The organism is Flavobacterium sp. (assembly GCF_031381455.1).
In the GTDB taxonomy this organism is placed as follows: domain Bacteria; phylum Bacteroidota; class Bacteroidia; order Flavobacteriales; family Flavobacteriaceae; genus Flavobacterium.
The window spans coordinates 114,747-141,560 of sequence record NZ_JANMXZ010000008.1 but is presented as its reverse complement, the minus strand read 5'-3'; the positions used below and the strand labels follow the sequence as shown (position 1 = coordinate 141,560).

General features: G+C 34.5%; 29 protein-coding genes. 9 read left to right on the top strand and 20 right to left on the bottom strand.

What is annotated here, in order from left to right; genetic code table 11:
• Window positions 1-37: 37 nt before the first annotated feature.
• Genes RMN97_RS02295 through RMN97_RS02275 form a run of 5 tightly spaced genes read right to left on the bottom strand, consistent with a single transcriptional unit; the run spans window position 38 to window position 3,088 of the window.
• Complete coding sequence (locus tag RMN97_RS02295) at window positions 38-1,057, bottom strand: cytochrome c peroxidase (RefSeq protein ID WP_309612908.1); 1,020 nt, start codon at window positions 1,055-1,057, stop codon at window positions 38-40.
• On the bottom strand, window positions 1,054-1,752 hold the full coding sequence (locus RMN97_RS02290; protein ID WP_309612907.1) for an MbnP family protein: 699 nt from the start codon (window positions 1,750-1,752) through the stop codon (window positions 1,054-1,056). The genes RMN97_RS02295 and RMN97_RS02290 overlap by 4 nt, the downstream gene beginning before the upstream one ends.
• Window positions 1,745-2,221, bottom strand: coding sequence for a hypothetical protein (locus RMN97_RS02285; protein WP_309612906.1), 477 nt, complete (start codon window positions 2,219-2,221; stop codon window positions 1,745-1,747). The genes RMN97_RS02290 and RMN97_RS02285 overlap by 8 nt, the downstream gene beginning before the upstream one ends.
• A gap of 2 nt (window positions 2,222-2,223) precedes the next feature.
• Window positions 2,224-2,496, bottom strand: a complete 273-nt coding sequence (locus RMN97_RS02280; protein WP_309612905.1) for a hypothetical protein — start codon at window positions 2,494-2,496, stop codon at window positions 2,224-2,226.
• A 43-nt stretch (window positions 2,497-2,539) separates the two neighbouring features.
• The gene (locus tag RMN97_RS02275; protein WP_309612904.1) at window positions 2,540-3,088 is read right to left on the bottom strand and encodes an RNA polymerase sigma factor; all 549 of its coding nucleotides are present in this window, start codon (window positions 3,086-3,088) and stop codon (window positions 2,540-2,542) included.
• A gap of 127 nt (window positions 3,089-3,215) precedes the next feature.
• Between RMN97_RS02275 and fabG the strand changes: the two genes are divergently transcribed.
• Window positions 3,216-3,962, top strand: a complete 747-nt coding sequence (gene fabG, locus RMN97_RS02270; protein ID WP_309612903.1) for a 3-oxoacyl-[acyl-carrier-protein] reductase — start codon at window positions 3,216-3,218, stop codon at window positions 3,960-3,962.
• Window positions 3,963-4,045: 83 nt separating this feature from the next.
• The gene (locus tag RMN97_RS02265) at window positions 4,046-6,073 is read left to right on the top strand and encodes a hypothetical protein (protein WP_309612902.1); all 2,028 of its coding nucleotides are present in this window, start codon (window positions 4,046-4,048) and stop codon (window positions 6,071-6,073) included.
• Between the two features lie 2 nt (window positions 6,074-6,075).
• On the opposite strand, the gene RMN97_RS02260 is transcribed toward RMN97_RS02265, so the two are convergent.
• On the bottom strand, window positions 6,076-6,426 hold the full coding sequence (locus RMN97_RS02260; RefSeq protein ID WP_309612901.1) for a hypothetical protein: 351 nt from the start codon (window positions 6,424-6,426) through the stop codon (window positions 6,076-6,078).
• A 245-nt stretch (window positions 6,427-6,671) separates the two neighbouring features.
• Between RMN97_RS02260 and bshA the strand changes: the two genes are divergently transcribed.
• Both bshA and RMN97_RS02250 read left to right on the top strand, forming a co-directional pair.
• The gene (gene bshA, locus RMN97_RS02255) at window positions 6,672-7,805 is read left to right on the top strand and encodes an N-acetyl-alpha-D-glucosaminyl L-malate synthase BshA (RefSeq protein ID WP_309612900.1); all 1,134 of its coding nucleotides are present in this window, start codon (window positions 6,672-6,674) and stop codon (window positions 7,803-7,805) included.
• Window positions 7,802-8,305: a hypothetical protein gene (locus RMN97_RS02250; RefSeq protein ID WP_309612899.1), complete on the top strand. Its 504-nt coding sequence runs from the start codon at window positions 7,802-7,804 to the stop codon at window positions 8,303-8,305. The genes bshA and RMN97_RS02250 overlap by 4 nt, the downstream gene beginning before the upstream one ends.
• Before the next feature lie 50 nt (window positions 8,306-8,355).
• Here the strand turns inward: RMN97_RS02250 and RMN97_RS02245 are convergent, their stop codons facing one another.
• Window positions 8,356-8,856 (bottom strand): hypothetical protein, encoded by a 501-nt coding sequence (locus tag RMN97_RS02245; protein WP_309612898.1) that lies wholly within the window; start codon window positions 8,854-8,856, stop codon window positions 8,356-8,358.
• Between the two features lie 344 nt (window positions 8,857-9,200).
• Here RMN97_RS02245 and aroC point away from each other — a divergent pair, with 344 nt between their 5' ends.
• The 3 genes from aroC to RMN97_RS02230 all read left to right on the top strand — a co-directional run bounded on the left by aroC (window position 9,201) and on the right by RMN97_RS02230 (window position 13,124).
• Window positions 9,201-10,265 (top strand): chorismate synthase, encoded by a 1,065-nt coding sequence (aroC, locus tag RMN97_RS02240; protein WP_309612897.1) that lies wholly within the window; start codon window positions 9,201-9,203, stop codon window positions 10,263-10,265.
• Window positions 10,266-10,342: 77 nt separating this feature from the next.
• Complete coding sequence (locus RMN97_RS02235) at window positions 10,343-11,599, top strand: cation:dicarboxylate symporter family transporter (RefSeq protein ID WP_309612896.1); 1,257 nt, start codon at window positions 10,343-10,345, stop codon at window positions 11,597-11,599.
• 64 nt (window positions 11,600-11,663) lie between these two features.
• Window positions 11,664-13,124 (top strand): T9SS type A sorting domain-containing protein, encoded by a 1,461-nt coding sequence (locus RMN97_RS02230; protein WP_309612895.1) that lies wholly within the window; start codon window positions 11,664-11,666, stop codon window positions 13,122-13,124.
• A 55-nt stretch (window positions 13,125-13,179) separates the two neighbouring features.
• On the opposite strand, the gene RMN97_RS02225 is transcribed toward RMN97_RS02230, so the two are convergent.
• Window positions 13,180-13,596 (bottom strand): DCC1-like thiol-disulfide oxidoreductase family protein, encoded by a 417-nt coding sequence (locus RMN97_RS02225; RefSeq protein ID WP_309612894.1) that lies wholly within the window; start codon window positions 13,594-13,596, stop codon window positions 13,180-13,182.
• A 4-nt stretch (window positions 13,597-13,600) separates the two neighbouring features.
• Window positions 13,601-15,763, bottom strand: coding sequence for an endonuclease MutS2 (locus tag RMN97_RS02220; protein ID WP_309612893.1), 2,163 nt, complete (start codon window positions 15,761-15,763; stop codon window positions 13,601-13,603).
• A gap of 84 nt (window positions 15,764-15,847) precedes the next feature.
• On the opposite strand from RMN97_RS02220, the gene RMN97_RS02215 reads away from it, so the two are divergent.
• Window positions 15,848-16,513, top strand: a complete 666-nt coding sequence (locus tag RMN97_RS02215) for a uracil-DNA glycosylase (RefSeq protein ID WP_309612892.1) — start codon at window positions 15,848-15,850, stop codon at window positions 16,511-16,513.
• Between the two features lie 2 nt (window positions 16,514-16,515).
• Here RMN97_RS02215 and RMN97_RS02210 read toward each other — a convergent pair whose 3' ends face one another.
• The 10 genes from RMN97_RS02210 to RMN97_RS02165 all read right to left on the bottom strand — a co-directional run bounded on the left by RMN97_RS02210 (window position 16,516) and on the right by RMN97_RS02165 (window position 22,974).
• Entirely contained in the window at window positions 16,516-17,094 is a 579-nt protein-coding gene (locus tag RMN97_RS02210) for a hypothetical protein (protein ID WP_309612891.1), read from the bottom strand.
• A gap of 11 nt (window positions 17,095-17,105) precedes the next feature.
• Window positions 17,106-17,675, bottom strand: coding sequence for a DUF3575 domain-containing protein (locus RMN97_RS02205; protein ID WP_309612890.1), 570 nt, complete (start codon window positions 17,673-17,675; stop codon window positions 17,106-17,108).
• Between the two features lie 69 nt (window positions 17,676-17,744).
• The gene (locus RMN97_RS02200) at window positions 17,745-18,677 is read right to left on the bottom strand and encodes a transglutaminase (protein WP_309612889.1); all 933 of its coding nucleotides are present in this window, start codon (window positions 18,675-18,677) and stop codon (window positions 17,745-17,747) included.
• 17 nt (window positions 18,678-18,694) lie between these two features.
• Window positions 18,695-19,546, bottom strand: a complete 852-nt coding sequence (locus tag RMN97_RS02195; RefSeq protein WP_309612888.1) for a substrate-binding domain-containing protein — start codon at window positions 19,544-19,546, stop codon at window positions 18,695-18,697.
• Window positions 19,547-19,621: 75 nt separating this feature from the next.
• Window positions 19,622-20,167 (bottom strand): GNAT family N-acetyltransferase, encoded by a 546-nt coding sequence (locus RMN97_RS02190; RefSeq protein WP_309612887.1) that lies wholly within the window; start codon window positions 20,165-20,167, stop codon window positions 19,622-19,624.
• Window positions 20,164-20,604: a DinB family protein gene (locus tag RMN97_RS02185; RefSeq protein WP_309612886.1), complete on the bottom strand. Its 441-nt coding sequence runs from the start codon at window positions 20,602-20,604 to the stop codon at window positions 20,164-20,166. The genes RMN97_RS02190 and RMN97_RS02185 overlap by 4 nt, the downstream gene beginning before the upstream one ends.
• 141 nt (window positions 20,605-20,745) lie before the next feature.
• Complete coding sequence (locus tag RMN97_RS02180; RefSeq protein ID WP_309612885.1) at window positions 20,746-21,612, bottom strand: nucleoside phosphorylase; 867 nt, start codon at window positions 21,610-21,612, stop codon at window positions 20,746-20,748.
• A 128-nt stretch (window positions 21,613-21,740) separates the two neighbouring features.
• Window positions 21,741-22,073, bottom strand: coding sequence for a translation initiation factor (locus RMN97_RS02175; RefSeq protein WP_309612884.1), 333 nt, complete (start codon window positions 22,071-22,073; stop codon window positions 21,741-21,743).
• Between the two features lie 81 nt (window positions 22,074-22,154).
• Window positions 22,155-22,784, bottom strand: a complete 630-nt coding sequence (locus tag RMN97_RS02170; RefSeq protein ID WP_309612883.1) for a peptidylprolyl isomerase — start codon at window positions 22,782-22,784, stop codon at window positions 22,155-22,157.
• 16 nt (window positions 22,785-22,800) lie between these two features.
• On the bottom strand, window positions 22,801-22,974 hold the full coding sequence (locus RMN97_RS02165) for a hypothetical protein (RefSeq protein ID WP_309612882.1): 174 nt from the start codon (window positions 22,972-22,974) through the stop codon (window positions 22,801-22,803).
• A gap of 330 nt (window positions 22,975-23,304) precedes the next feature.
• Here RMN97_RS02165 and RMN97_RS02160 point away from each other — a divergent pair, with 330 nt between their 5' ends.
• Window positions 23,305-25,281: a dehydrogenase E1 component subunit alpha/beta gene (locus RMN97_RS02160; protein WP_309612881.1), complete on the top strand. Its 1,977-nt coding sequence runs from the start codon at window positions 23,305-23,307 to the stop codon at window positions 25,279-25,281.
• 353 nt (window positions 25,282-25,634) lie between these two features.
• Here RMN97_RS02160 and RMN97_RS02155 read toward each other — a convergent pair whose 3' ends face one another.
• Window positions 25,635-26,663, bottom strand: coding sequence for a hypothetical protein (locus RMN97_RS02155; RefSeq protein ID WP_309612880.1), 1,029 nt, complete (start codon window positions 26,661-26,663; stop codon window positions 25,635-25,637).
• Window positions 26,664-26,814: the final 151 nt, after the last annotated feature.

Below are 26,814 nucleotides of genomic sequence, written 5' to 3'. Positions count from 1 at the left end.
GCAAGAAATTTATAATTCTTGCGTTGGTTTTTATAATTTATTCTTTTGGAAAACTAAATCGCTTATCAAATAAAAATTCCTTATCTGTTAAGGTCGTTAAAAACAAGACCAAATCCACTCTATCATTATCAGACAAGTTCATTGGCTTGACTAATTCTTTTGACAAATTTTTATCATTTCCTAAAGAATTATAATGTTTAACTACTTCAGTTAATGTTTTAAATCGACCATCGTGCATATAAGGAAATGTGAATTGAATATTTCTCAACGTAGGTATTTTAAAACGAAGGTAATCTTCTTTTTTATTGGTAATTTTTATTCTTCCAATATCATTTAGTGTAGTATCTAATGCTAACCCATTTTTTTCAAACTTATCATCGCTAAACAAAGGTTCTTTATGGCATGAAGCACAATTCGTTTTAAACAAATCATAACCACGTTGTTCTCTTGCATAGTACTGTTCTTCATTTCGCATTACTCTGTCATACTTTGAGTTGGATGATTTAAGCATGACAGTAAATTGTGCTAAGGCTTTCAAAAGCCTTTGGCTGGTAACTTTTTCATCACCAAAAGCTTTGGCAAAAAGTTTTCTGTATTTTTCACTTGCTCGCAATTTGGTTACTACATGTTCCAATGTTTCATCCATTTCTAATGGATTTGTAATCGGATTTAAAGGTTGCATTTCCAGATTATTTACACCGCCATCCCACATAAAGTCTTTGCTCCAGGCCAAGTTGATTAATGCCATTGAATTTCGAGTTCCAATTTTACCTTCTATACCATGACTCAATTGATGGTCAACATGCGTAAATCCAGTTTGTTGCAAATGACAACTCTGACAAGAAATGGTATTGTCTCTTGATAAAATTGGATCATAAAATAAGTTTCTCCCAAGCTGAAAACCTTCTTCGGTTATTGGATTTCTTTTGAAATCATAAAATGGTTTTGGCCAATTTTGAGGAACTTCCAGATATAAAGGTGTGGTAAACTTATTGGAAAAAGAAAATCCAATTAATGCTATAAATAAGCCAAGGTATATTTTCCAATTGAATTTCATTGAGCATAAAACATTTTAGTGCTGTCATTCGCCAGTTTCATAGCTTCTTTTCCCGGAATCATTACGCTGTTGTTTTCTTTTAGTTCCAAATTTGAGAAAAACGGATTCAAATCGATACCAATAGAAATGTCATCGTCAGCTTTTTTGCCCCAATCAAATTTCATCTGACGCATAGCATAATATGGTTGTAAATAACCACCAATATGAAACTGAAATGCATTCTGCTTGGTTTTGCAGCTTGTACTTTTCCCTTCAATTTTTGTATTAATATAACCACTTTGCCATGCCCAATACATGCCTTTTATTGGATCTAAATCGCCAGCCATTGCTCCAGCAGTATTGGTTAAACTATCTATACCTACATTGAAAGTAACTTTAGAAATCATCTTATCACTCTTTTTGGAAATTGGAATTTGAAACGAATTTGGATTGTCAAAATCGAGTAGGTGATAGCTGTCTTTTTGAGTAAAGACGGAGTTGTCACCGTACTGAATTTGAATATTTGAAATATAACATCTAAAGGTTTCAATCATCAAAGTATCGTTGCTTGCCGAAACATATTTTTTGTTCAGTTCAAGCGGAAGTTTATTGAATTCCAAATGAAAATTGACGGATAAAGAATCGTTTTTGTTCTGCGCCAAAAGCGAAAAACAAAAAAATAAAAGGAAAACACTATGTATTCCCTTTTTAGTCATGTCTTGGTCTGCCTGGTTTAGGAGCAAATATTTTTGATAATTCTTCTGTCAGTTCGTTGAAGTCTTCCATCTGATCCTGGTGGCAAAGTCTTTTAATGTCTTCAAAATGTTTGAAATGAGTTTCTTCTACTTGTTTTTGATAGGAATTTAAGAGCATAATCAGATTGTCTTTTGTTTTTACATTGATTTCAGCTTGGTTTAACTGTGAATACAATTCGTTTTTCGTTTGCCGAATATTATCATCAAGTCTTGTAATTTCTCCACGATGCCATTGAATTAATTTGGCATAATCTTTTTGTTGATTCGCATCAAAATGCAATTTCTCTATGATTATCGTTTTAGGTTCCGGTCTTCCTTCACGATTTGGTCTGTGATCTTTTGAGCCATTTAAAAATAAAAAGCCTAACGTTGCTAAATTGATGAGCAATAATCCGATAACGGCAATCGTTAATAGTTTTGTTTTTTCCATTGTTATTTATATAACTGATTACTTTTATTGACAGTCATTTCTAAGTAAGCAGTGGTTGAACTTGTTTTTTCTTTAGATTTAAAAGCTAAAATCGAAAAGTTTAGCATTACTAAAACCGCAATTGATGCGGCAACAAGCCAAACTGTTTTTGAGGAAACTTTTCTTTCCAATTGAATTCTTTGTTGAATTTTAGAAAACAAATCATCACTTGGAGCTACAGGTGTAATTCCGTTAGTGCTGTTTAAAATAGTTTCTATCCAATTATTTCTTTCCATGCTTGTGCTGAATTAAGTTCAGTATTTACTTTGACGAATCTTATTATTTTTTCTTGCGATAGTTATTGAATTTTTCGCATAATTTATCCTGAAGCACAACTTTCGCCCTAAAAACGAGAGATTCCACTGATGAAATGCTGAGTTGCATAATCTCTGAAATCTCAGGATTACCCAAACCATCAAGCTTTGAAAGCAAAAAAGCTGTCTTTTGGTTTTCGGTTAATGTATTGATTACTTCAAAAAGAATTGCGGCTTCTTCTTGATTTTCCATCAAAATTCCCGGATGTTCAAGGGTTGCCGTGTTTAGGTATTCGGTTTCGTTTTGACTTTTCTTCCCAAAAATAAAATAGCGCTTCTGGCTGTTTTTCATTTTAATAAAATCCAAACATTGATTAATCGTAATTCGGTAAATCCAGGTTTTATGCGATGATTTTTGATTAAAACTTTCAAGAGAATTATAAACCTTTACAAAAACATCTTGGGTAATTTCCTCAGCATCTTCTATGTTTTGCAGATAATTCAACGCCACATTAAACACAAGTGTTTTATACTCATGATACAATTTTTCAAAATGGAATTGGTTTTGAATCATTCTGGGTTGGTTGGTCTGTTTCGACTTACAATGATACTAAAGGTTTAAAGATAAATGATTTTTTAAAAGTATAAATTATTCTATATTTGGGCTATCAAATTAAACAATCGAAACTAATCTTTATTATATGAAATTATTAGAAGGAAAAGTAGCCATAATTACTGGTGCCAGTAGAGGAATTGGAAGCGGAATAGCAAAAGTATTTGCACAACACGGAGCAAACGTTGCGTTTACGTATAGTTCATCTGCAGAATCTGCGGCCATATTAGAAAACGAATTATCGGCGATGGGAATCAAAGCCAAAGGATATAAATCAAATGCTGCCGATTTCAACGAAGCTCAAAAACTAGCAGATGATGTTATGGCAGAGTTTGGAAACATCGACATCTTAATCAACAACGCCGGAATAACTAAGGATAATCTTTTGATGCGTATGTCGGAAGAAGATTTTGACAAAGTAATCGAAATCAACTTGAAGTCAGTTTTCAATATGACCAAAGCGGTTCAGAAAATCATGCTGAAAAACCGCAAAGGTTCTATCGTAAATATGAGTTCTGTAGTTGGAGTGAAAGGTAATGCCGGACAAGCCAATTATGCTGCTTCAAAAGCTGGTATGATTGGTTTTACTAAATCGGTTGCTTTGGAATTGGGTTCAAGAAACATTCGTTGTAATGCTATTGCACCGGGTTTTATTGAAACCGAAATGACAGCAAAACTAAACGAAGACGTTGTTCAAGGTTGGAGAGATTCTATTCCGTTAAAACGTGGTGGAACTCCTGAGGATGTTGCTAATGCGTGTCTTTTCTTTGCTTCCGATATGAGTGGATATGTTTCTGGACAAGTGTTGAATGTTTGTGGAGGAATGCTTACCTAAGAAAGTTGGCAGTGTTCAGAAGTTAGTTGGCAGAAATCAATGTAACTGAACACTAATTACTGAACACTGAACACTAAAAATATATGAACACCACAACAATCCTGTTATTACTCGTATCAATACTAATTGCTGCTGGTTTATCATTTTACCAATATTTTTACCAAGTCAAAAGCAAATCAAAAGCCACTTTGCTTCTGGCTTTTTTGCGTTTCATTTCTATTTTTGGATTGTTACTTTTATTGATTAATCCGATAATTTCACGAAAAACTGTGGAAACGGTTAAAACACCTTTGCCAATTGTTATTGATAATTCCGCTTCAATTACTGATTTGAAAGCTTCTACATCGGCAATGGAAGTATTTCAAAAACTTTCTGAAAATACAGCGCTTGCAGATAAATTTGATGTACAGACTTATCAATTTGATACCGACTTTTTGCCATCGGATACAATTGATTTCAAAGGAACACAATCGAATATTGATGTTGTTGCCAAAAATCTAAAAAACATTTACAAAAACCAGCATTACCCAACAATTTTAATTTCTGATGGAAATCAGACTTCAGGAGAAGATTATGTTTTTGGATTTAATCCTGACAATAAGGTTTATCCATTGGTAGTTGGAGATACAACAACTTATTTGGATTTAAGAATCACGCAATTGAATGTCAACAAATATGCTTTCCATAAAAATAAATATCCTGTTGAAGTTTTCCTGAATTATGCCGGAACCAAAAGCATAAACGCTACATTTAAAATATCTCAAGGCAATAGTCTATTGAACGAACAAACTGTTGCTTTTTCTCCATCTAAAAAATCGGCAACGCTCAATGTATTGTTGCCTGCGAACAAAGTTGGGCTGCAGATTTTAAAAGCTACTATTTCATCTAAAGAACAGGAAAAAAACACCTATAACAATGTCAAGAATTTTGCTGTAGAAGTTATTGATCAAAAGACAGAAGTGGCGCTGGTTTCATCAATTTCGCATCCGGATTTGGGAGCTATTAAACGAAGTGTTGAAACTAATGCACAACGAAAAGTAACCATTATTAAACCTAATCAAATCAGTTCGTTAACGAATTATAATGTTTTGATATTGTATCAGCCAAACGTCGAGTTTAAAGCCATTTTTGATCAAAACGAAAATGCCAAAATCAACACTTGGATCATTACAGGAAACGATACTGATTATAACTTTTTGAATCAAAATCAAAGCAGTTATACTTTCAAAATGAGTGGAAGCAAGGAAGATTATTTAGCCGCATTTGACAGTCAGTTTAATCTTTTTGCTTTGGACAATATTGGTTTCGAACAGTTTCCACCACTGGAAAATCCATTTGGAACGATTACGGCAAGCGGCAATACCAATACGTTGTTATCTTCAACGATTCGTAACATTCCAACCAATCAGCCTTTGATGGCTTTCTCCGAAAATCAAGGAAAACGAAGTGCTTTCTTATTTGGAGAAAACATCTGGAAATGGAGAGCCAATAGTTATGTTGACAAAAAAAGCTTTGCTGATTTCGATGTTTTCTTAGATAAAACCATACAATATTTGGCATCAAACAATGCCAGAAAATCTTTAGTTGTAACACATGAGCGCTTTTATAATTCAGGCGAAGGAATTGAAATTACAGCTCAATATTTCAATAAAAATTATGAACTCGACGAAAAGGCGCGTTTGACTATAGCCGTTACAAACACCAAAACCAAGCAAGTCAAGAATTACGATTTGCTTCGAACCACAAATGCTTTTCAGGTTAATTTAGATGGATTATCCGCAGGAAATTATGCGTTTACTGTAAAAGAATTGAATTCGAATTCAGTTTACTCAAGTAGATTTGAAGTATTGGATTTTGATATCGAAAAACAATTTGTAAATCCGGATTGGAACAAACTAAACCAATTGGCAACACAAACCAAAGGCAAAGCGTTCCTGCCAAATCAAGCAGATTTGCTTATCCAGAAACTGCTCGCAGATGACAGTTATAAAGCCATTCAAAAAACATTAGTAAAGAAATCGCCTCTGATTGATTGGATTTGGTTATTAGTTTTGATTGCCATTTCTTTAGCTTCTGAATGGTTTATCAGAAAATATAACGGAATGTTATAGTTTTAATTACTTCTTCTCAAAACAAATTTACCACCTAAATATGCCATTGGAATATAAGCTAATCCTAAATCAACAATCGTAAACCAAATTGGCGAAGGAAGCATAAAAATATTCATGATACCACCAACTAAAAAGCAAATACCAATTACCATAGCAAATCGCATTTTATAAGTAGCTGCTATACTTGCGGCTATCAATGCACCAACTAATGTTCCCAGTGCATGGGCTAAAAATGGTAAAAGGAAATGTTTAGGTTCCATTAGCGGCATGGCAGCTTCTAAACCTTCCATTGTAGTTAAATTTGCTCCTTCCGGTGGAGGAATAATGGAGCCGCTAACCATGATGATGGACATATTGACTGCTCCGCCAATGAAGAGCCCAAGAACTACTGCTAAAATGTTTTTTAAAATAGTCATAATAATTTGGTTTTAAGTTGGTTGATTTTTAGGTATTCAAAATTTCACATATCTATTAGAGTCTACTCAATGCATTATTTTCTTCTACTAAATTAACAAAATTCATTTATATATCATTTTTAACAAAAACTATCAAAAAGACAAGTCATTTTTGCTTAAATTCGTAACACTAAAAAACACAAATGAAAATTGCCATTGTATGCTATCCAACTTTTGGTGGTAGTGGAGTAGTTGCCACTGAATTAGGCTTAGAACTTGCTCATCGCGGACACGAAATTCATTTTATTACCTATCGTCAACCGGTTCGTTTGGCACTCTTAAATTCAAAGGTGCATTACCATGAAGTTAATGTTCCGGAATACCCTTTATTTCATTATCAACCCTATGAGTTAGCGTTGTCGAGCAAATTGGTAGACATGGTGAAACTATACAAAATAGATTTGATGCATGTGCATTATGCTATTCCACATGCCTATGCCGGTTATATGGCAAAGCAAATGTTGAAGAATGAAGGAATAAAAATTCCAATGGTTACTACACTTCACGGAACTGATATTACTTTGGTTGGAAATCATCCGGTATACAAACCTGCTGTTACTTTTAGCATTAATAAATCGGATATCGTGACTTCGGTTTCACAAAATTTAAAAGATGAAACCAACAAATTGTTCAACATTAAGAAAGAAATTCATGTAATTCCGAATTTTATTGAGTTGGATAAAATACGAAACGAGAGTCAGATTTCTTGTCATCGCTCTGTTATGGCGAAAAAGGAAGAACGAATTGTAACGCACATTAGTAACTTCCGTAGAGTAAAACGTATTCCGGATATCATCAAAATATTCTATAAAATTCAACAGAAGATTCCGGCTAAGCTAATGATGGTTGGAGATGGCCCGGAAAAATCAAGAGCGGAACAACTTTGCAAAGAACTTGGCATTGAAGACAAAGTGATTTTCTTTGGAAACAGTAACGAGATAGATCAAATTCTGTCCTATTCCGATTTGTTTTTATTGCCATCAGAAACCGAGAGTTTTGGCTTGGCCGCACTAGAAGCAATGGCATGGAGTGTTCCAGTAATTTCAAGTAATTCAGGTGGTTTGCCCGAAGTAAACTTTGATGGTGTTTCCGGATTTCTTAGTAATGTTGGTGATGTTGACAGCATGGCAGAAAATGCCTTAAAAATACTTTCTGACGATACAACTTTAGCCCAATTTAGAGAAAATGCATTAAGTGTGGCTCAACAATTTGACATCAAAAATATTCTTCCATTGTATGAAGCATTATACCATAAGGCCATTAAAAATTCAAAATGAAATCGAAGATTACTACGTCAGTTCGCCTTTTAGGCTCGGGTCACGAACTCCAAAAAAGCAATATTAAAATAGTGAGTAAAAAAATAATTTCTATACTAGTAATTACACTGCTATATTCTTGTTCATCCACTAAGAATATAGCAAACAAACCTTTGTATGAAGTGCTGCTAGTCAACAATGATGGTGGTGCAAACATTAAATTTTATGAAATATTCACAGAATCAAAAGAAATAAAAATGCTTTTGGGAGATGAAACGTTACGTAAAAAAATAAAGGCTAATGATATAACCACATCTAATTTTGTTATCCTTAATACCGGACCAACATCGGAAAAAAATAATAAAGTCACAATTGAAAATGTCATCGAGACAACAACTCAAATAGAAATTTATATTAAGGACAATCAAAAGAATATTGAGGCGGTTCAGACAGATGATGAAACCTTTTATCCTTATACAGTTATAAAAATCAATTCGAAGAAACCAATTATTATTAAATAAAAAAATCCCATCTCGTTAAAGATGGGATTTTTATTTATATATGCTTTTGATTAGAATCTGTAACGAATTCCAAGGGCGATGTCCGGTCCGAAGCTATTATAGTTATCAAAATCTTTTCTATTATCATTAAAATATAATTCAGGTCTGAAGTCTAAAGATAACTGAATTGGAGCTTCTTGGAAATTGTATTCAATTCCGATATCACCAGCAGCCAATAAGAATGTACCACTATCACTAGCACCACCTTGGTCGTAGCTCCATCTGCCAAGTCCTGCACCAACACCAGCATACCAGTTGAAACCTTTGTCAATGTCCCAAACCCATTGGTATAATCCAACTAGTTTCATGGCATCAACATGATTACTGTTTCTCCAACCTAAATCCAATTCTAAACGATTGCTTTTAGACAAACCTCTTTGGTAGGATACTTCTCCTCCAAAGCCATCGTTGTCACCCAAACGTAATCCTAATGCGTTCTTCGAAATGTCCTGAGCGTGTGTGCTAAATGCTAAACCTATTAGCATAAAAGCAGATAAAATGATTTTTTTCATTGTTTAATTTTTAAATTAGTTTTTGCAAATGTCGGCAAAAACAATGCCGACTCTCTTATATAATATTACAAATTTATTATACAATTTCTGACTAATCTAATCTATTGTAAATTATTTTTCTTTTGAATAAACCACCGAAGCGATAAGTTGCTGACTTATAAAATCTTCCATTTCAAATAAATCTTCTTTACAATTTAGTTTGTTCGGTTTACTTATTTCAAGTTCTTGTCAGTGTAACTTTTGAATAATAATCTTTTACACTTTTAAACTTTACGCTATATTTGTTAACATGAGTCTCTTCCTAGAAGACGAGACGAATTGTACAAAGTTAAAAACTATAGAATATGGCCGGAAATAGCTACGGAACACTTTTTAAACTCACCACTTTTGGTGAATCGCATGGAGATGCTTTAGGCGGCATTATTGATGGTTGTCCTGCTGGAATTGAACTTGATTTGAACGCTATTCAAAATGAAATGCAACGCAGAAAACCTGGACAATCTTCGATCGTTACCCAACGCAAAGAAGAAGACGAAGTGCAATTGCTTTCAGGCATTTTTGAAGGTAAAACTACAGGAACGCCAATAGGTTTCATCATTCCGAATACGAATCAAAAGTCAGATGATTATTCGCATATTAAAGACAGTTATCGTCCAAGTCACGCCGATTATGTCTATGAAAAAAAATATGGCATCCGTGATTATCGCGGTGGCGGAAGAAGTTCGGCTCGCGAAACCGCATGCAGAGTTGTAGCTGGAGCTATTGCCAAACAAGTATTATCTACTATTAAAATTAATGCTTTTGTTTCTTCTGTTGGCGATATTTTTATAGATAAACCATATCAAGATTTAGATTTTTCTTTGACTGAAACTAATGCAGTTCGTTGTCCCGACTCCGCCACTGCGGAGAAAATGGAAAACTATATCAAGGAAATACGTAAACAAGGAGACACTGTTGGAGGAACGGTAACGTGTGTTTTACAAAATGTTCCAATCGGGTTAGGTGAACCGGTTTTTGATAAACTCCATGCCGAATTAGGCAAAGCAATGTTATCAATTAATGCAGTTAAAGGCTTTGAATTTGGTAGCGGATTTTGTGGTGCCAAAATGAAAGGTAGCGATCATAACGATTTATATAATGAAGACGGAACTACAAAAACGAATCTTTCAGGCGGAATTCAAGGTGGAATTTCAAACGGAATGGATATTTATTTCAGAATAGCTTTCAAACCGGTGGCGACATTAATTCAGAAACAAGAAGTGTTGACTAATGAAAATACGTTGGTCGAACAACAAGGCAAAGGTCGACATGATCCTTGTGTGGTGCCTCGCGCTGTGCCAATTGTAGAAGCTATGGCGGCAATAGTTTTGGCTGATTTTTATTTATTAAACAAAACGTATCAGAAATAGTACTCAGTATTCAGTCTCAGTTGGCAGTATAGTATGCCTGAAAACTGCGACTGCGACTGTGACTGAACACTAAAAAAATGACTACAACTCAAACTCAAAAAAAATCTTTCTTTTCCAATCTTACTGTTCAGATTCTAATTGCGATGATTGCCGGAGCTTTACTGGGAATTTTTGTCCATAATAATTATACGGAAGACATTGCTAAAGATTTTAGTGGTTACATAAAAATGTTAGCTACTATTTTCATTCGATTGGTGCAAATGATTATTTCTCCATTAGTATTTACGACACTCGTTGTTGGTATTGCTAAACTGGGAGACATTAAAGCCGTTGGAAGAATAGGAGGAAAGGCATTGGGTTGGTTTTTTACGGCTTCGTTTATATCCTTATTAATAGGAATGTTTTGGGTAAATACCTTGCAACCAGGCGTTGGTTTGAAATTAGGGAATGTAGATATATTAACTGCAACAGAAGTTGTAGAGAAAACAGATGGATTTTCGGCTCAGAATTTTATTGAACATATTATTCCGAAAAGTATTGTAGAAGCGATGGCAACAAATGAAATATTACAAATTGTAATTTTTTCTATTTTCTTCGGATTGGCAGCCGCTTCGATAGGCGCGAATGCAAAACCAGTCGTAAATGCTTTAGACAAAACATCACACATCATTTTGAAAATGGTGAATTATGTAATGAAGTTTGCACCGATTGGTGTTTTTGGAGCTATAGCTGGAGTTTTTGCTATTCGGGATTTAAATGAGCTGCTTCTAACCTATGCCAAATTCTTTGGTTCTTTTATGGTTGGAATTTCAACACTTTGGTTTGTTTTGTTATTAGTTGGCTATATTTTTTTAAAGTCACGGATGACTGATTTATTGAAACACATTGTCAGTCCGTTGATAATTGCCTTTGGAACAACAAGTTCTGAAGCTGTTTTTCCAAAATTAACAGAAGAATTAGAACGTTTTGGTGTAAAAGACAGAATAGTTTCTTTCATGTTACCTTTAGGTTATTCATTTAATCTGGACGGCAGTATGATGTACATGACTTTTGCCAGTATTTTTATTGCGCAAGCCTATGGTGTTCATCTCGATTTTGGCACGCAAATGACAATGCTTCTAGTCTTAATGCTTACCAGTAAAGGAATTGCTGGAGTTCCAAGAGCAAGTTTGGTTGTGGTTGCCGCTACTTGTGGGATGTTTAAAATACCAATTGAAGGTATTGCTTTAATCCTGCCAATCGATCATTTTTGTGATATGTTCAGAAGTGCAACAAACGTCCTTGGAAACGCTTTAGCAACATCAGTTGTAGGTAAATGGGAAAAAGAAAGTTAAAAAAAATATGATATTAGAAATACTTTATTAAATTTGTGACTTAAACTTTAAAAAAAAATATTTTATGAAAAAAATTTTACTTTCATTGATCCTCTTGGGTTCATTAAATTCGTTTGCTCAAGGTACTTGTGCTGCGGCAATCAACATCACTGCGAACGGAACTATAACTGCACCTGCAGTAACGGGTACGTTCTCAAACAGTTGTTATACGCAAGCTACCACTGATGGAGGTGGTACAATTTACGGTATATGGTATAAATATACTCCGGCAACTAATGGGGAAGTTACAATTACCTCAGATTTACCGGTAAACGTTGCACCTAACAGCGTTGACACAAAGTTGTCAGTATTTACAGGAGACTGTACTACGTTAACTTGTTATGATGTAAACGACGATACTTCAGGAACAAATTATTTATCAACTATAACATTTCCTGTAGTTGGAGGTACAACTTATTACATACAATGGGATAACTATTGGGATGCTAATGGTTTTGATTTTACTTTTAATTTTGCAGCAAATACTTGTGTTAAACCTTATTATATTAATGCAGTAACTAATTTAACAGCTACTTCTGCAACTCTAAACTGGGATGCTTCTATTTCTGCTCCTGCAAACTACGAAGTAGAATATGGATTAACAGGATTTGTGCAAGGTGGAGGTTCAGGAACAGTTGTTTCTACTAACACAAATTCAATTACATTATCAGGTTTAAACGCTTCAGTTGTTTATGATTATTATATAAGAAGCGTTTGTAGTGTGTCATCACAAAGTGCGTGGACTGCTGTAAATAATTTAGTTTTGGCAAAAGTTTGTCCATATGCTAGTGGTTTTGACACTACAGCTCAATTACAAGGCTGGACAACTAGTGGTAATGGGTCTTATGGATTAGGTACTATTGCTGCTAATGCTCAATCTCCTACTCAATACTGGATTATGAATACTAATGCGACTGCAGCTTCAAACAACTGGTTTTTTTCACCTCCTTTTAATTTACAAGCAGGAGAGCAGGTTACTGTTTCTTTTTGGACACGTTGCGGTACTACAAGAAGTTTAAGATTAACAGTTGGTAATTCAAACACACCTGTTGCTCAAACTACACAGATATGGGCTAATGCAGCTTTATTAGCTACTACTTATGCACAACAAACTGCTCCGGCATGGACAGCTCCAACAGCTGGTATATATTATTTTGCATTTAACGATATTTCTGCTGCTTCAGCTGTTGCAACATTACGTATAGATACTACTAACTTTACTTCAGTTTTAGGAACAAATGATTTCTTATCATCTAAATTCTCTATTTTCCCTAATCCTACAAATAATGTTATCAACTTCTCTAACGATCAAAATGCTGTTGTTAGTTCAGTTGAATTGGCTGATTTGAACGGAAGAGTAATTAAATCAGAAAAAGTTAATGCAACCGAAGGTCAAATTTCAGTTAGCGATTTAGCAACTGGAATGTACATGATGAAAATCACTACTGACCAAGGAATTGCTGTTAAGAAAATTGTTAAGCAATAATTTTAAATAACATAATAGAAAAGCCATTTCGTTCCAAAAGACGAAATGGTTTTTTTTATGCTAAAAATTTAGATTGAAGTTCCGAAGTTGGAATCATACAACTCTCTTTTTTGCCAAACCATTTGTATCTATTTTTGGCAACATAATCATAGATAAAATTCACGACTGATTGCGGTAAAATAGAGAATATAAGTAAGAAGCTAAAAATTCCTTTAACTTCTTTCAAAATTTCAAATGCAACTGCTGCTTTATAATAATATCTTTTATCAGGTTCGTATAGAATAGTGCTATCAATAGTTGAAGCTCCAATATGACTAATAATTTTTTGACCCAATTCTGATTGAAGCGGCACAAACCGGAAAATATCTTTTTTATCGTGTTTAATTACAAATTGAACAGACGAATCACAAAGATTGCAAACTCCATCAAATAGGATAATTTTTTTATCTTTTGGTAATTCTGAAATTTCCATAGTATTATTTTGTTTGAACGTATTCTAATTGTTCCAAGTTTACTTTGGACGTAAAAACACCATAATTGACAATGGCTTTGTTCTTTTCAATTTTATCAATAGTTCCAATGGCTTTGCCGTCAATCATACGAACTCTGTCGCCGACTTTAATAGTAACTTTAGGCTTTTCGACAGGAATAGCTTTTAATTTCTTTTCTTTCTTCTCGGCTCGAATTTCGTCTACTTTGACTTTGACTTCTTCGATAACTATTTTTTGAATGATCTCCTTTGCTGCTTTTTCCTTTACGGTTGCTTTTTTACGTTTAGAGTTTTCGATTTCAACAATCTTTAGAAACTCACCAATCAAAACTTTTTTGTCTTTGTTGTTAAAGTATTTTTCCGAAATATCATCTATTTTTTGTCCCATATAAATCAGGCGCTGATTCGCATCATACAATTCCTGATACCGCTCTAATTTCTCTTGAATTTTAGAATTTATGGATTCCATTTTCTTGCTTTCTTCCCGAGTCTTAGTTTCTTCTTCTTTTAAGTTTTGGGAAGTTTTCTCTAATTTGGAGCGCTCTTTTTGAAGTGTCGCAATAGTTTTGTCAAAGCGTACTTTTCCGCCTTCAATTTTCTTTTTGGCACGATTGATTAATCCAAAAGGAATTCCGTTTTTCTGTGCTACTTCAAAGGTAAAAGAACTTCCGGCTTGCCCCAAAATCAATTTGTACATTGGTTCCAAAGATTTCTCATCAAAAAGCATATTGGCATTCGATGCAAAAGGCAACTCGTTAGCCAGTATTTTCAAATTAGAATAATGTGTAGTAATAATTCCGAATGCTTCTCTGTGATAAAATTCTTCTAAAAATATTTCTGCTAAAGCACCACCTAATTCTGGATCAGAACCCGTTCCGAATTCATCAATTAAAAACAATGTCTTGCCATTGCACTTCTTCAGAAAATAATTCATGTTTTTTAAGCGATAACTATAGGTGCTCAAATGATTTTCTATCGATTGGTTATCGCCAATATCAGTCAGAATTCTATCAAATAAAAACGTTTTGCTACGTTCGTGAACTGGAATTAGGATTCCACATTGTAGCATTAATTGCAATAATCCCACGGTTTTTAGCGATATGGTTTTTCCGCCTGCATTTGGTCCGGAGATAACAATAATTCTACTGTCACTATTTAATTCAATGGTTTGAGGAAATGTTTTTTCTTTCTTTTCCAAATTGTTTAAAAACAAAATAGGATGGAAGGCATCTCTGAAATACAATTGTTTTTCGTTGGTAATAGTTGGTAAAATGGCGTTGATTTTGTTGGCGTATTTGGCTTTGGACGCAATGACATCAATATCGCTCAGAAACTCTTGATATTGATTTAACAAGTCTAAAAACGGACGAATATCGCGGGATAATTTTTTTAAAATTCGGGTGATTTCTTCGCGTTCTTCATATTCCAAATTACTCAATTCTCTTGAATAATGTAGCGTTGTTTCGGGTTCGATGTAAGCAATACTTCCTGTTTTGGAACTTCCCAAAATAGAACCTTTCACTTTTCGACGGTACATCGCTAAAACAGCTAAAACTCTACGGTTTTGAACAAAGCTTTCTTTAATTTCATCTAAATAACCAAGCGAATTGTATTGTGTCATCGCTTGCCCAAAACTCTGATTGACTTTTCCTCGAACCAAATTCATATCTCTGCGAATGTTGATTAAATCGGGCGAAGCATTGTCTTTTATTTCGCCATATTTATCAACGACTTCATCTATTTTTTGAATGATGAATTTAGTGTATTCAACTTGTGCAGCTTTGTCGTTTAGTTTTGGATAATAATCATGGAATTTCTTGAAGAACAACAACAACACATTTACGGTTTCTGAAAGCGTGGCTATTTTTCTGAAACTGCCCACTTCTAAAAAACTATCTTCAATGGCTAGGAATTTTAAATCGTTGGTCAGATTATCAAATCCATGTCTGGGAATCGCATTGTTATTAGAAAAAGAAGATAGGTATTCAGACGTTTGCAATAAGGCATTCATCAAGGTTTCTTTGTCTTTGTATGTTACAATTTCGAGTGCTTTCTGCTTTCCAATTTCAGTATTGCATCTTTCTGAAATGGTTTGCAAAACCGTGTTGAATTCTAAATCTTGTAGTGTTTTATCTGTAATCGAAATCATTAAATCAGTGTCTTTGGCTCAAAGTTACAAAGGATGTAATCCATAATGCTACAGAAAATGGTATTTTTGATAAAATTTTATGAGATGTTTATTAAAATACACTCTTCTTGGCAAAACGTACTTTCTGATGAGTTTGAGAAACCTTATTTCCAACAGTTAATTTCCTTTGTTAAAAGCGAATATGCTACCAAAACCTGCTTTCCAAAGGAAACTGAAATCTTTGCAGCTTTTGATCATTGTCCGTTTGATAAAGTAAAAGTGGTTATAATTGGACAAGATCCTTATCATGGTTTCGGTCAAGCAAATGGATTGTGTTTTTCGGTGAATGATGGTATTGCATTTCCACCATCGCTGATTAATATTTTTAAAGAAATTCAAACAGATATTCATGTCTCTTTTCCAAAATCGGGTAATTTAGAACGATGGGCAGACCAAGGTGTTTTGTTACTCAACGCTACTTTAACCGTAAGAGAAAGTGAAGCAGGAAGTCATCAGAATAAAGGATGGGAAACATTTACCGATGCAATTATTCAGAAAATATCAGACGAAAAAGAAAATGTAATATTTCTACTTTGGGGCGGATCTGCCAAAAAGAAAGGAGCAAAAATTGATCGAAACAAACATCATGTTTTAGAAACCGGACATCCATCACCATTAAGTGCCAATCGTGGCTTGTGGTTTGGAAACAAGCATTTTAGTAAAACTAATGCTTACCTGCAAAGTTTAGGAAAAGAAGCGATAAAATGGTAAGTTTAATTTACTGTAAATGTATAATAACCACCAGAATTTAATCCAGAAATCAAGGAATTGATATTTAAAACTAAGCGAGTAGCTGGACTTAAAGAGCGTAATTCTACGCTATTATAAGAATCACTATTATAGCCAAAACTCAAACGATAAGTTCCTGTAGCCGATAATGGAAACCCAACACGATATTCATAAGTTGAATCAATCGAATTGTATTCACAAATTCCGTAAACATAAGAACCGTTTTGAGCATCACCTTTAACGATATCTAATTGACTATCACTCACAGAAACTCCTTCCCATTCCGTTGCATTGATTTGTTTTTCGATTACATAAGAAAAAGCAAACTGAGTTGCACCTGTGGTTTGAAAAATATCTAAGAGCGCACCATCATTTAAATATCTCGAAAAATCAGCGCTGATGTATAATTTTTCTCCAACAGTATAGACATTTGAATGAGCATCCATAGCTACCAAATTAGGAACATCTACAAAAACATTATTATAAAAACCATCGTCGTTAGTATCACAATTGGAAACTAAAATCGCCACAGTAATTAGCAGTATATAGTGTAATTTTTTCATCTTTCTTTTTATTAAAATCTGTACCCTAAATTTAAACCAACTCTTGAAATAACATCTGGGCTTTTATCGCGATTAGTAAGATTGGAACCAAATCCGACGATGAACTCCAGAGCAATGCAGTCCTTAAAATACATTTTGTACCCCAAGCTGCCGCCTAAACCGAAATCGGTATATTTTGACTTTTTGGTGGTGTAGTAATCAGGCATGGCCATATCTGTTATGCGGATTATTTCTTTGTAATCACCACCATTATACGAACCAAAAACTTCGGCGAAATAATACCTCGATTTGCTTTTGGATAAAGCATATCTCAAATAAGGATTGAACTCAAACTTGGGAACATTGTTTCTGTAGCCATTGTCGAAGTCATCATTGAGTTTGCCACTATTTGAAAAGTTTACATTAAAACCTGTCGAGAAGTCTTTTCCAAAAAAACGTTCGTAACTAAAACTCGCTTTTGTATAAACAATAGCAGCCAAAACATCTACTCGAAATTCATTCTTTTTATTGGCAAGCACACTATTTTCTTGTGCTTGTGAAGCCAATGATACTAGGAAAAATAGACAAAATAATTTTTTCATTATAGGTTGCTTTATTTAAAAACGAAGATAGTAAATATAATTACGAATTACGAAATACGAATTACGAAATTAATCTAAAGTCAGCGCTCCAAGAATTTCTTCATTCATAAATGGACCGCCAGGATATTTCGCAGTGTAATCAAGATTTAGCCAAATGTTACCTCTTTCGTCAATATGATAATTAATCGGTTTTTTTTTACTTTCTATTGGGAAAAGCACTTTTTTGATAGCATAATTGATATGTTCTAAATCCTTTTTAGTACCGATTAATAGTTCGGGATAAATGTGTCCTTTAGTATGAATCAATCGCGTGGTGCCACCAATAGATTTGATGCAGGCAACCATGAAAACGGAATGGTCATCGCAATCGCCGGAGAGGTATTGAAGCGATTCAGTGGCTTTGGCGATATAATCATGTCCTTTTGGATCGCTGACGTAATTCCAGCGGCTGTTTATTTCTTTAAAAATCGCAAACGACTGAATGACAGTAAAATAATCATAATAGCCTTTTACATTTTTAAAATGTTTGTTGATAGCCATGATGGCAAAGTTTCTTATTTTGGGATTTTGATATTCCACTGCGTCCAAAATTTTTGATTTGTTTGGAAAAGGCAGCAATTTGGTAATGATAATATCTTGTGGATAAGGATCTTCACTCATGGTGTACATCATCGAGCGGTAATCTTCAATCACACTTTGAAAACCATATTTTCCAGATAAGGTTCCGTAACCAAGCATGATAAAATAGAGAATAACCGAAATCAGCGTTACTCTTCGCAAAGCTCGTAATAGAAATTGAATGGCAACCAATATTAGGAGAAACAATACCATTCTATCGACATGATGTGCCCAATCTAAAGTAATTAAATTGTGATGAGCGATAATAAAAATGGGAATGGTAATGAGGATGTTTAGCACAAAAATGATAATCAAGTCCCAAGGACTTTTTATCCTGAATTTTTCTTTCAGTTGTTGATAAGTGAGATTTCCTAATTTTATCATAGTGCCAATGGCAAAAGCTAAACGGCTTTCACTATTTCAGCAAAAGTACCTTTTTTATCTATAATTTTTAGGTCAAATAATTGATTTTGGATATTGTTTAACACTTTTTCGGCTAATGGTTTTTGTGACCATTTGGTTATCGATAACCATTCCTGAATATCTTCTATTTTTTGATGGTATTTTGATGCCAAAGTTCTGTCGATACTCGGAATATCTTTGAATTCGACTGTGGTATTGTTTATCGTTTCTAAAATAAGCGCAACGCTTTGTTTATTGGCTTCCAAAAACTCGTTTCTTACCGCAATAACAAAACATGGCCAAGGTGTTGGACAATCGGCTACGCGACGAAAGACACCTTTATCAACCAAAGGTTTGGTCATAAAGCGTTCCCACATAAAGTAATCGGCATTACCATTAGTCAAAGCTTCAATGGCGCCATCAATAGTGTTTACAATTTCAAATTGAAGTTTATTGGTATTCCAATTCTGATTTTGTGCATTAACATACGCCATCAAATGGGAACCCGAACCATAACGAGAAATAGCAACTTTGGTATTTTTTAAATCAGCTAACGAATTGTATTTTGAAATAGCAGCAACGTGAATTCCCCAAATCAATGGACTTTCAACATAAACCTGAACTATAGAACAATCGTTTCCAGCTACAATATCTTTTACAATTCCTTCGGTTAAAATAACGGCCATATCTGTTTCTTTATCACGAAGCATTTGACACATTTTGCCTGTACCTTCTGGAATGTCTGTCCATTGCAAATCAATACCGATTTTCTCAAACTCACCATTTTCGATGCACATTTGCCAAGGCAGATTGAAATGTTCGGGAACGCCGGCTATTCTGATTGTTTTCATGTATATATTTTTGAGAGCATAGAATATAGAGTATAGAAAATAGACTTTTTTACGTAAATCTCTATTATCTATTTTCTATATTCTTTTTTCTTTTAAAGGATTATCTATTAACCACCAATTCCATTTGAATCCATCTTCGGCAATGTATTCCTGCATGAAAGTCATGCCGGTTTTTTTTAAAACGATATTCGAAGCTATGTTTTCACTATGTGTGTAAGCGTGAATTTTATCAATATTCATTTGGTTCAGACCATAATCCAACCAGGCTTTTGTTGCTTCTGTTGCATAGCCTTTTCCCCAGTATTTTTCATTTAGGCGATAGCCATAATCAAAGAAGTTGGTATTGCCATTTTCGATATGGTTGTCAACAAATTTAATTCCTGTCCAGCCAATAAATTCGGTGGTTTCTTTTATTATGGTAGCAAATCGGCCGATATTGTTGGTTTCATATTGGTCTCTGACGTATTCGATTATTTTGATACTTTCGGTTATATCATGAAATGGCTTCTGCCAAAGATATTTATGAACTTCCGGATTGCTATCCATGGCAAACATAGCTTCTGCATCAGAAAGTTCTAATGGACGAAGAATAAGTCGTTCAGTTTCGAGGATTAGATTCATTTGCTTGTTATTTGATTCAGATGATGAAAAAAATGTTCAAAGTAATCTTCAATTACAAATTCTAAATCGGTTACAGTTTGATTTGGAAGAACGATTGGATACTTCAAAGTTACGGCTGTTTGATTTTTGATTAAATAAATGATGTGTCTGTTTAATGCAATTAAGAGAGTAACCAAATCGGCACTATTTTTATGCTGATAGCAATTAGCTTTAACCAATTCATCCTGATTATAAGGTCTTATATAATAAGGCTCATCTGCATTTTGTATTTCGGTAAACCTTTGAATATTATTGATGGCAGAGTCGACTAAGTGTCCTAGAATTTCTTTTTTAGACCAAGACGATTCCGTTGTTTTTATTTCGATATCGGAAATAGCCAACAACGATGTTTCAAGTTGGGCTAATACTATTTCAAATTCAATGATTTTTTCTTTCACAGTAAACAGTAGTTTGTATGAATAACTTTTTTAGCCCCGATAGGAATGGAAATCCTGACATTGCGAAAGACAATCGTAATGAGATTGCTTCGTTCCTCGCAATGACAGATTGCAATGTATAGCGGGAATTTGCTTCAAAATTTACTCAGTAAACTTTCCTAAAGTATACTGAATCAGTTCGTCTACGGCTTTATATGGATCGGCACTGAAAGTTCCGTTGGCACGATTCGCAATGATGGCGTTTAAAGACAAGCAATTGTGTCCCAAAAGCTTTCCTAATCCATAAATGGCCGAAGTTTCCATTTCAAGATTTGCCATACGAACATTGCCGAATTTGAAATTATCCATTTTGCTATTCAACTCCGGATCCTGAATAGCCAAACGCAATACTCTGCCTTGTGGCCCATAAAAACCACCGGCAGTTCCTGTAATTCCTTTGTGGATTTGATCACTGTCAAATTTATTTTTAAGCGTTTCAGAGCAACCAATGATATACGGTTTTCCTTTTCTCAAGTCCCAATTGGTGTGTTTGATAAACGCATCTTCCATATCCGTTTCGCAAATGTCATCAATTACGTAGGAGCGAAGCATGTTGTCTAATCCAAGACCGAATTCGCCCATCACAAAACTATCTACAGGAATATCTTCCTGCAACGAACCAGAAGTCCCGATGCGGACAATATTTAGTGATGTTAGATTCTTCTTTGGCTTACGTGTTTCCAAATCGATATTCACCAAAGCATCCAATTCGTTGATGGTAATATCAATGTTGTCTGGACCAATTCCGGTTGACATTACCGTGATTCTTTTGCCTTTATAAATTCCGGTTTGCGTTTTAAATTCACGCTTTTGTGTAGAAAATTCGATGCTGTCAAAAAACTGCGTTATTTTTTCAACTCTATTTTGGTCGCCCACAAAGATGATGTCTGTGGCAATATGTTCGGGTTTCAGGTTTAAGTGATAGACACTTCCGTCTGGGTTTAGTATTAATTCTGATGATTTGATCATTTTGTTTGTTTTGATTAACCGCAAAGTGCGCTAAGATTTACGCAAAGTTCGCTAAGTTTTATTGTTAAATTTTATGTTTAAAGTTATTTCTGTAAACTGATTACTGTGACTGCCAACTGCGACTGAAATCAACCGCCAACTCTTTTTACTTTAAAGCCTTTGTCTTTGAGCAGGTTCATTATTTTATCGCGGTAATCTCCTTGAATAATGATAGCGTTATCTTTAAAAGTACCGCCAACACTGAGTTTGATTTTGAGTTCTTTGGCTAATAGTTTAAAATCTTCATCGCTGCCTTCATAGCCTTCGATGATGGTTGTGGCTTTCCCTTTTCGCCTTTCATATTTACAAATCATAGGCTCTTTTTGGATAAAAAGAATATGCTCTGACTCTTCTACTACTTCAGATTCATTTGAAGGTTGGTGTTCGGGAAATAGTTTTTTTAGCTGGTCTTGTATATCCATAGCTGGTAAAATTACAAAAAAACAAATCCCAAATCCCAAAAACGTATACATTTTGGAATTTGGAATTTTATATTTTGGTGCTTACTGTTTATTTTTAACTATATATGCTTTCTTAATGGAGTCCAGTTTTGGAAAAAGCTTCAAGTACTTTGCTCGATTAGCACTCAAAGAATCATATAAATCCATGGTTTTATTACCATATTCAGCATAAAAAGATTCTACTACTTCCATACCAGTTGTTACCTGACCCAATACTGGATAACCTCTCACACCTTCAGGAGATACTGTGTCCAACCTTACATTGTCCTTCAGATTAATAAACAGGTCATTGCCGCGTGTTTCCTTGCCTGCTCTTGCAAAACTAACATAACTCTTCAAATTACTTTTGAGAACCGGTTCATCGGAAACTTTAAATTTCTCCCATTTCTTAGTGACTGTTGTGTCGATATTGCCGAACTGCACAACAAAATTGGGTACTACTCTATAAAAAAGGGTGTTATCATAAAAATGATGCGTCAATAATTGGTGCAAACGATCCGCTGCTTGTGGAGACCAAGCTCTGGTTACTTCGATATCGAAATTTCCTTTCGACGTTTCAAAACGTGCGGTATAATTAGATGGTGCTGTTTCTTTTGTCCAATCAGCATTGAAAGTTGATTTACTACAACAAATAAAAAAGAAGGCGACTAAAACAATCACTACATATTTCATTCGACAGATAGATTATTTATTCTTCGTCTTCTTGATTAAAGTAAGCAACGCCCATCCAAAGTATGCCTAGGCCAACTCCTATAGTCAATGCAAGTTCAATGGTATTATATATAAATCCCAAAATCAGGGCGCCGATTACACAGATAAAAAATACACTTAGCGCCTTAAAAAAACCTTTTTTTATTTTCATAATTATATATTTTTCATTAAAGATAAAAATTCTTGCGAAACGTAAACATTAATTTGCCAAAAAAATCACAATTGCTAAAAATTGCTGTTAAAACAGGGCTTTTTTGATATTTTTTTTCATCCTAAATAGTATTTAACCAAATCCATTGCACTATTCATTCTATTTGGAACTTGATGTATGAATATTAACAATTTCCCAATCTTATTTCTTATATAAAAACTAATGTTTGTTGAGACAAATAATCCCTTTCATCATTTAACTTTTCTCAATTCTTTATACTCTTTGAAACAAAAAAAAGTGATATTTTTGCAGGGCTTTAAATAAAACCAAATGAATTTCGATAGAAAAGAGTTATCCAATGTTCACTTATTAGATCTATATAAAAAATTACTAAAACCAAGGCTTATTGAAGAAAAGATGCTTATTCTGCTCCGTCAGGGAAAAGTATCCAAATGGTTTTCAGGCATCGGTCAGGAAGCGATTTCTGTTGGGATAACTGCTGCTCTCGATAAAGACGAATACATTCTTCCGATGCATAGAAATTTAGGAGTTTTCACAGGTCGTGATATTCCGTTGCACCGATTATTTTCACAATGGCAAGGAAAAGCAACTGGTTTTACCAAAGGTAGAGACCGAAGTTTTCACTTTGGCACACAAGAGTTCAATATCATCGGAATGATATCGCATTTAGGACCGCAATTGGGTGTTGCTGACGGAATTGCTTTAGCTAATAAATTAAAAAAGAACGGAAAAGTTACCGCAGTTTTTACTGGAGAAGGAGCAACATCAGAAGGTGATTTTCACGAAGCATTGAACATTGCCGCCGTTTGGGATTTACCGGTTTTGTTTGTCATTGAGAACAATGGTTACGGACTTTCGACACCAACAAACGAGCAATACCGTTGCTTGCATTTAGCAGATAAAGGTATGGGTTACGGAATGGAAAGTTATATCCTTGACGGAAATAATATATTAGACGTTTACACAAAAATAGCTGAACTGAAAGCTTCTTTAGCTGAAAAGCCAAGACCTATTTTATTGGAGTTTAAAACCTTCAGAATGCGCGGTCACGAAGAGGCGAGTGGCACTAAATATGTTCCCCAGGAGTTGATGGATATGTGGGCAATCAAAGATCCGATTTCAAATTATAAAGAATACTTGCTACAAATCAGTGTGCTTTCTGAAGAAGAAGATGAAAAAATAACCAAAGCAATCAAGAAAGAAATAGATGAACACTGGGCAATTACACAAGCCGAGCCAGATGTTGTGGCTAGTTTAGAAGAAGAATTAGGTGATGTTTACAAACCGTATGATTTTGAAGAAGTTAATCCTTCGGATAAAGTAGAAAACATTAGAGTGGTTGATGCCATTTCGAATGCGTTGCGCCAATCTATGGAACGCCATGACAATCTGGTTATCATGGGACAGGACATTGCTGAATATGGTGGCGCATTTAAAATTACGGATGGTTTTGTGGCTCAGTTTGGAAAGGAACGAGTTCGCAACACGCCGATTTGTGAAAGTGCTGTGGTTTCTGCGGGAATGGGATTGTCTATCAACGGACACAAAGCAGTTATCGAAATGCAGTTTGCCGATTTCGTTTCTACCGGATTTAATCCAATCGTAAATTTATTAGCCAAACAGCATTACCGCTGGAATGAAAAAGCTGATGTGGTTGTTCGCATGCCTTGCGGCGGTGGAACACAAGCTGGACCTTTTCACTCGCAAACCAACGAAGCCTGGTTTACCAAAACTCCCGGGTTGAAAGTAGTTTATCCTGCCTTTCCTTATGATGTAAAAGGATTATTGAATACAGCCATCAATGACCCCAATCCGGTGATGTTTTTTGAACACAAGCAATTATACCGTTCGGTTTATCAAGATGTGCCTTCGGATTATTATACTATTCCGTTTGGAAAAGCAACGTTACTAAAAGAAGGAACACAAGTAACCATTATTTCGTTTGGTGCCGGAGTGCATTGGGCATTGGATACACTAAACAAGCATCCTGAAATCAGTGCTGATTTATTGGATTTGAGAACGCTGCAACCATTGGATATACAAACTATTTTTGCCTCGGTAAAGAAAACTAACAAAGTAATTATTCTACAGGAAGATACGCTTTTTGGTGGCGTAGCCAGCGATATTTCAGCTATGATAATGGAGCAATGCTTTGAGCATTTAGATGCGCCGGTTAGAAGAGTTGGTAGTTTGGAAAGCGCGATTCCATTCGTGAAAGCTTTGGAAGATCAGTATCTACCAAAAGAACGATTTGAAAAGACTTTGTTGGAACTGTTGGCATATTAGATTTTCGAAGAAATAAAATTTAGAGAACAGCTAATGGTGTTGTTATTTTGATTTTCTTAAATAATTTGCTAATTCTTTGTCCCTGGATGTTCTTTGGACAATAAATAAAATGATTAAGTTAATTGCTATAATACCAATAATGCTGATAATAATGAATTTGTTCTCCATTGTTTTATACTATTTACATGTTTATTAAAAAGGGATTCGAATATACAAATAAATCATTACCTATCATTATTTTTTTAAAATTAATGTTAAATAGTGTTAATTTATATACTTTTTCTTAAAAAAATACTGTATTTTTTTACATCTAAGCCATTTCATATAAGATTGAATAGTGATAAAAATTTAACCTATATTAATAAATATTTTTTCAATCGTTCCTGAATAACCTGTAACGGTGTCGCTATCGCATTAATGTATTGAAAATTGCCGTCACGTTGGTTATTGATGGAAAGTTGTATCGGGCACGCTTCGCTTTGTATAGCATTTACCTTAAAAATATTTCTTTTGGCATCATAAACTACATAAGGCGCACCCGAAGAACCAAATCTAAAGTAGCCTTTGATTAAGTAACGTAAGCCTTCAAGGTTATAGTTTCCGCCGATGCGGTCCTGAAATAAAGCAAAATGTTCTGTAAAACCTTCTATCTGTGCTTTGTTTAGTAGTTTCCCAATCTCACTCATAGGCGAACTTTGCAGGCAATAATAGTTTTTCTGATTGTCATCTAAAATGGTATAATCTACTTCAAGACTTGGCATGGCATCAATAACAGCTTGAGGTGTGTTTACAATTTTGTATAGCGCAATATCTTCATTATAAAAAGCTTCTACCAAGGCAACTTCTACTAAAAAAGTATGCCGATTGATACCTGACTCTGCAAAAGAAGTGACGGCGTTAAAATGAGCAGTCAATTCGGTATTATTATAAAACTGATTGTCTTTGAATTGCACTACTAAATGCGGTTTACAAATCTGACGTTCCGTCATTGTTATCCAACGTGTATCAAAATTGATTTCCCTTAGTGTATCGATAACTAATTGAAATTCATTTGGATTGTTACTGTTCCAATATCTTTTTCCAGTAGTAATGTCCAATGGATAAGAGGTTTCAAATAGTTGAGTTTGCTCTGAATTCAGATAAGGGAAAATATTGGTTAGGTAAATACCATTATCAATCGATTTAAAATGTCTGGCTTCTGTTTTCAGATTATGCGCTACTGATAATATATAGCCGTTGCCAATGTGAAACGCACAAATGTTGTTTTCAAAATGTCTTCTGTGTGGTTCGTTGCTATTTTGCACCCACATAATCCTAAATAGTGGAGAAGTTTGCTCGTTCGTTAATTCTAATTGTTTCTGAAGCATATTGTTTTTAGTCATTACATTAAGCAAAATAGTTCATTCTGTTCTTCAAAGATAACAAAGAAAATAAACAATTGTAAACCATTGATTTTCAATTTAAATATTTAGTATCTTTACGTTTGAAAGAAATAAAACTCCCCATTTCTTAGCCTATTTGGCAAATCAAGTT

Excerpts from the sequence above, each read along its gene's own strand:
- RMN97_RS02285 (WP_309612906.1), bottom strand. The coding sequence starts at position 2,221 with ATGGAAAAAACAAAACTATTAACGATTGCCGTTATCGGATTATTGCTC.
- RMN97_RS02290 (WP_309612907.1), bottom strand. The coding sequence starts at position 1,752 with ATGACTAAAAAGGGAATACATAGTGTTTTCCTTTTATTTTTTTGTTTT.
- RMN97_RS02245 (WP_309612898.1), bottom strand. The coding sequence starts at position 8,856 with ATGAAAAAAATCATTTTATCTGCTTTTATGCTAATAGGTTTAGCATTT.
- fabG (WP_309612903.1), top strand. The coding sequence starts at position 3,216 with ATGAAATTATTAGAAGGAAAAGTAGCCATAATTACTGGTGCCAGTAGA.
- RMN97_RS02180 (WP_309612885.1), bottom strand. The coding sequence starts at position 21,612 with ATGATCAAATCATCAGAATTAATACTAAACCCAGACGGAAGTGTCTAT.
- RMN97_RS02155 (WP_309612880.1), bottom strand. The coding sequence starts at position 26,663 with ATGACTAAAAACAATATGCTTCAGAAACAATTAGAATTAACGAACGAG.
- RMN97_RS02175 (WP_309612884.1), bottom strand. The coding sequence starts at position 22,073 with ATGGATATACAAGACCAGCTAAAAAAACTATTTCCCGAACACCAACCT.
- RMN97_RS02210 (WP_309612891.1), bottom strand. The coding sequence starts at position 17,094 with ATGAAAAAATTACACTATATACTGCTAATTACTGTGGCGATTTTAGTT.
- RMN97_RS02160 (WP_309612881.1), top strand. The coding sequence starts at position 23,305 with ATGAATTTCGATAGAAAAGAGTTATCCAATGTTCACTTATTAGATCTA.
- RMN97_RS02220 (WP_309612893.1), bottom strand. The coding sequence starts at position 15,763 with ATGATTTCGATTACAGATAAAACACTACAAGATTTAGAATTCAACACG.
- RMN97_RS02265 (WP_309612902.1), top strand. The coding sequence starts at position 4,046 with ATGAACACCACAACAATCCTGTTATTACTCGTATCAATACTAATTGCT.
- aroC (WP_309612897.1), top strand. The coding sequence starts at position 9,201 with ATGGCCGGAAATAGCTACGGAACACTTTTTAAACTCACCACTTTTGGT.
- RMN97_RS02200 (WP_309612889.1), bottom strand. The coding sequence starts at position 18,677 with ATGATAAAATTAGGAAATCTCACTTATCAACAACTGAAAGAAAAATTC.
- RMN97_RS02165 (WP_309612882.1), bottom strand. The coding sequence starts at position 22,974 with ATGAAAATAAAAAAAGGTTTTTTTAAGGCGCTAAGTGTATTTTTTATC.
- RMN97_RS02235 (WP_309612896.1), top strand. The coding sequence starts at position 10,343 with ATGACTACAACTCAAACTCAAAAAAAATCTTTCTTTTCCAATCTTACT.
- RMN97_RS02215 (WP_309612892.1), top strand. The coding sequence starts at position 15,848 with ATGTTTATTAAAATACACTCTTCTTGGCAAAACGTACTTTCTGATGAG.
- RMN97_RS02225 (WP_309612894.1), bottom strand. The coding sequence starts at position 13,596 with ATGGAAATTTCAGAATTACCAAAAGATAAAAAAATTATCCTATTTGAT.
- RMN97_RS02170 (WP_309612883.1), bottom strand. The coding sequence starts at position 22,784 with ATGAAATATGTAGTGATTGTTTTAGTCGCCTTCTTTTTTATTTGTTGT.
- RMN97_RS02280 (WP_309612905.1), bottom strand. The coding sequence starts at position 2,496 with ATGGAAAGAAATAATTGGATAGAAACTATTTTAAACAGCACTAACGGA.
- RMN97_RS02195 (WP_309612888.1), bottom strand. The coding sequence starts at position 19,546 with ATGAAAACAATCAGAATAGCCGGCGTTCCCGAACATTTCAATCTGCCT.
- RMN97_RS02275 (WP_309612904.1), bottom strand. The coding sequence starts at position 3,088 with ATGATTCAAAACCAATTCCATTTTGAAAAATTGTATCATGAGTATAAA.
- RMN97_RS02295 (WP_309612908.1), bottom strand. The coding sequence starts at position 1,057 with ATGAAATTCAATTGGAAAATATACCTTGGCTTATTTATAGCATTAATT.
- RMN97_RS02230 (WP_309612895.1), top strand. The coding sequence starts at position 11,664 with ATGAAAAAAATTTTACTTTCATTGATCCTCTTGGGTTCATTAAATTCG.
- RMN97_RS02205 (WP_309612890.1), bottom strand. The coding sequence starts at position 17,675 with ATGAAAAAATTATTTTGTCTATTTTTCCTAGTATCATTGGCTTCACAA.
- bshA (WP_309612900.1), top strand. The coding sequence starts at position 6,672 with ATGAAAATTGCCATTGTATGCTATCCAACTTTTGGTGGTAGTGGAGTA.
- RMN97_RS02190 (WP_309612887.1), bottom strand. The coding sequence starts at position 20,167 with ATGAATCTAATCCTCGAAACTGAACGACTTATTCTTCGTCCATTAGAA.
- RMN97_RS02260 (WP_309612901.1), bottom strand. The coding sequence starts at position 6,426 with ATGTCCATCATCATGGTTAGCGGCTCCATTATTCCTCCACCGGAAGGA.
- RMN97_RS02250 (WP_309612899.1), top strand. The coding sequence starts at position 7,802 with ATGAAATCGAAGATTACTACGTCAGTTCGCCTTTTAGGCTCGGGTCAC.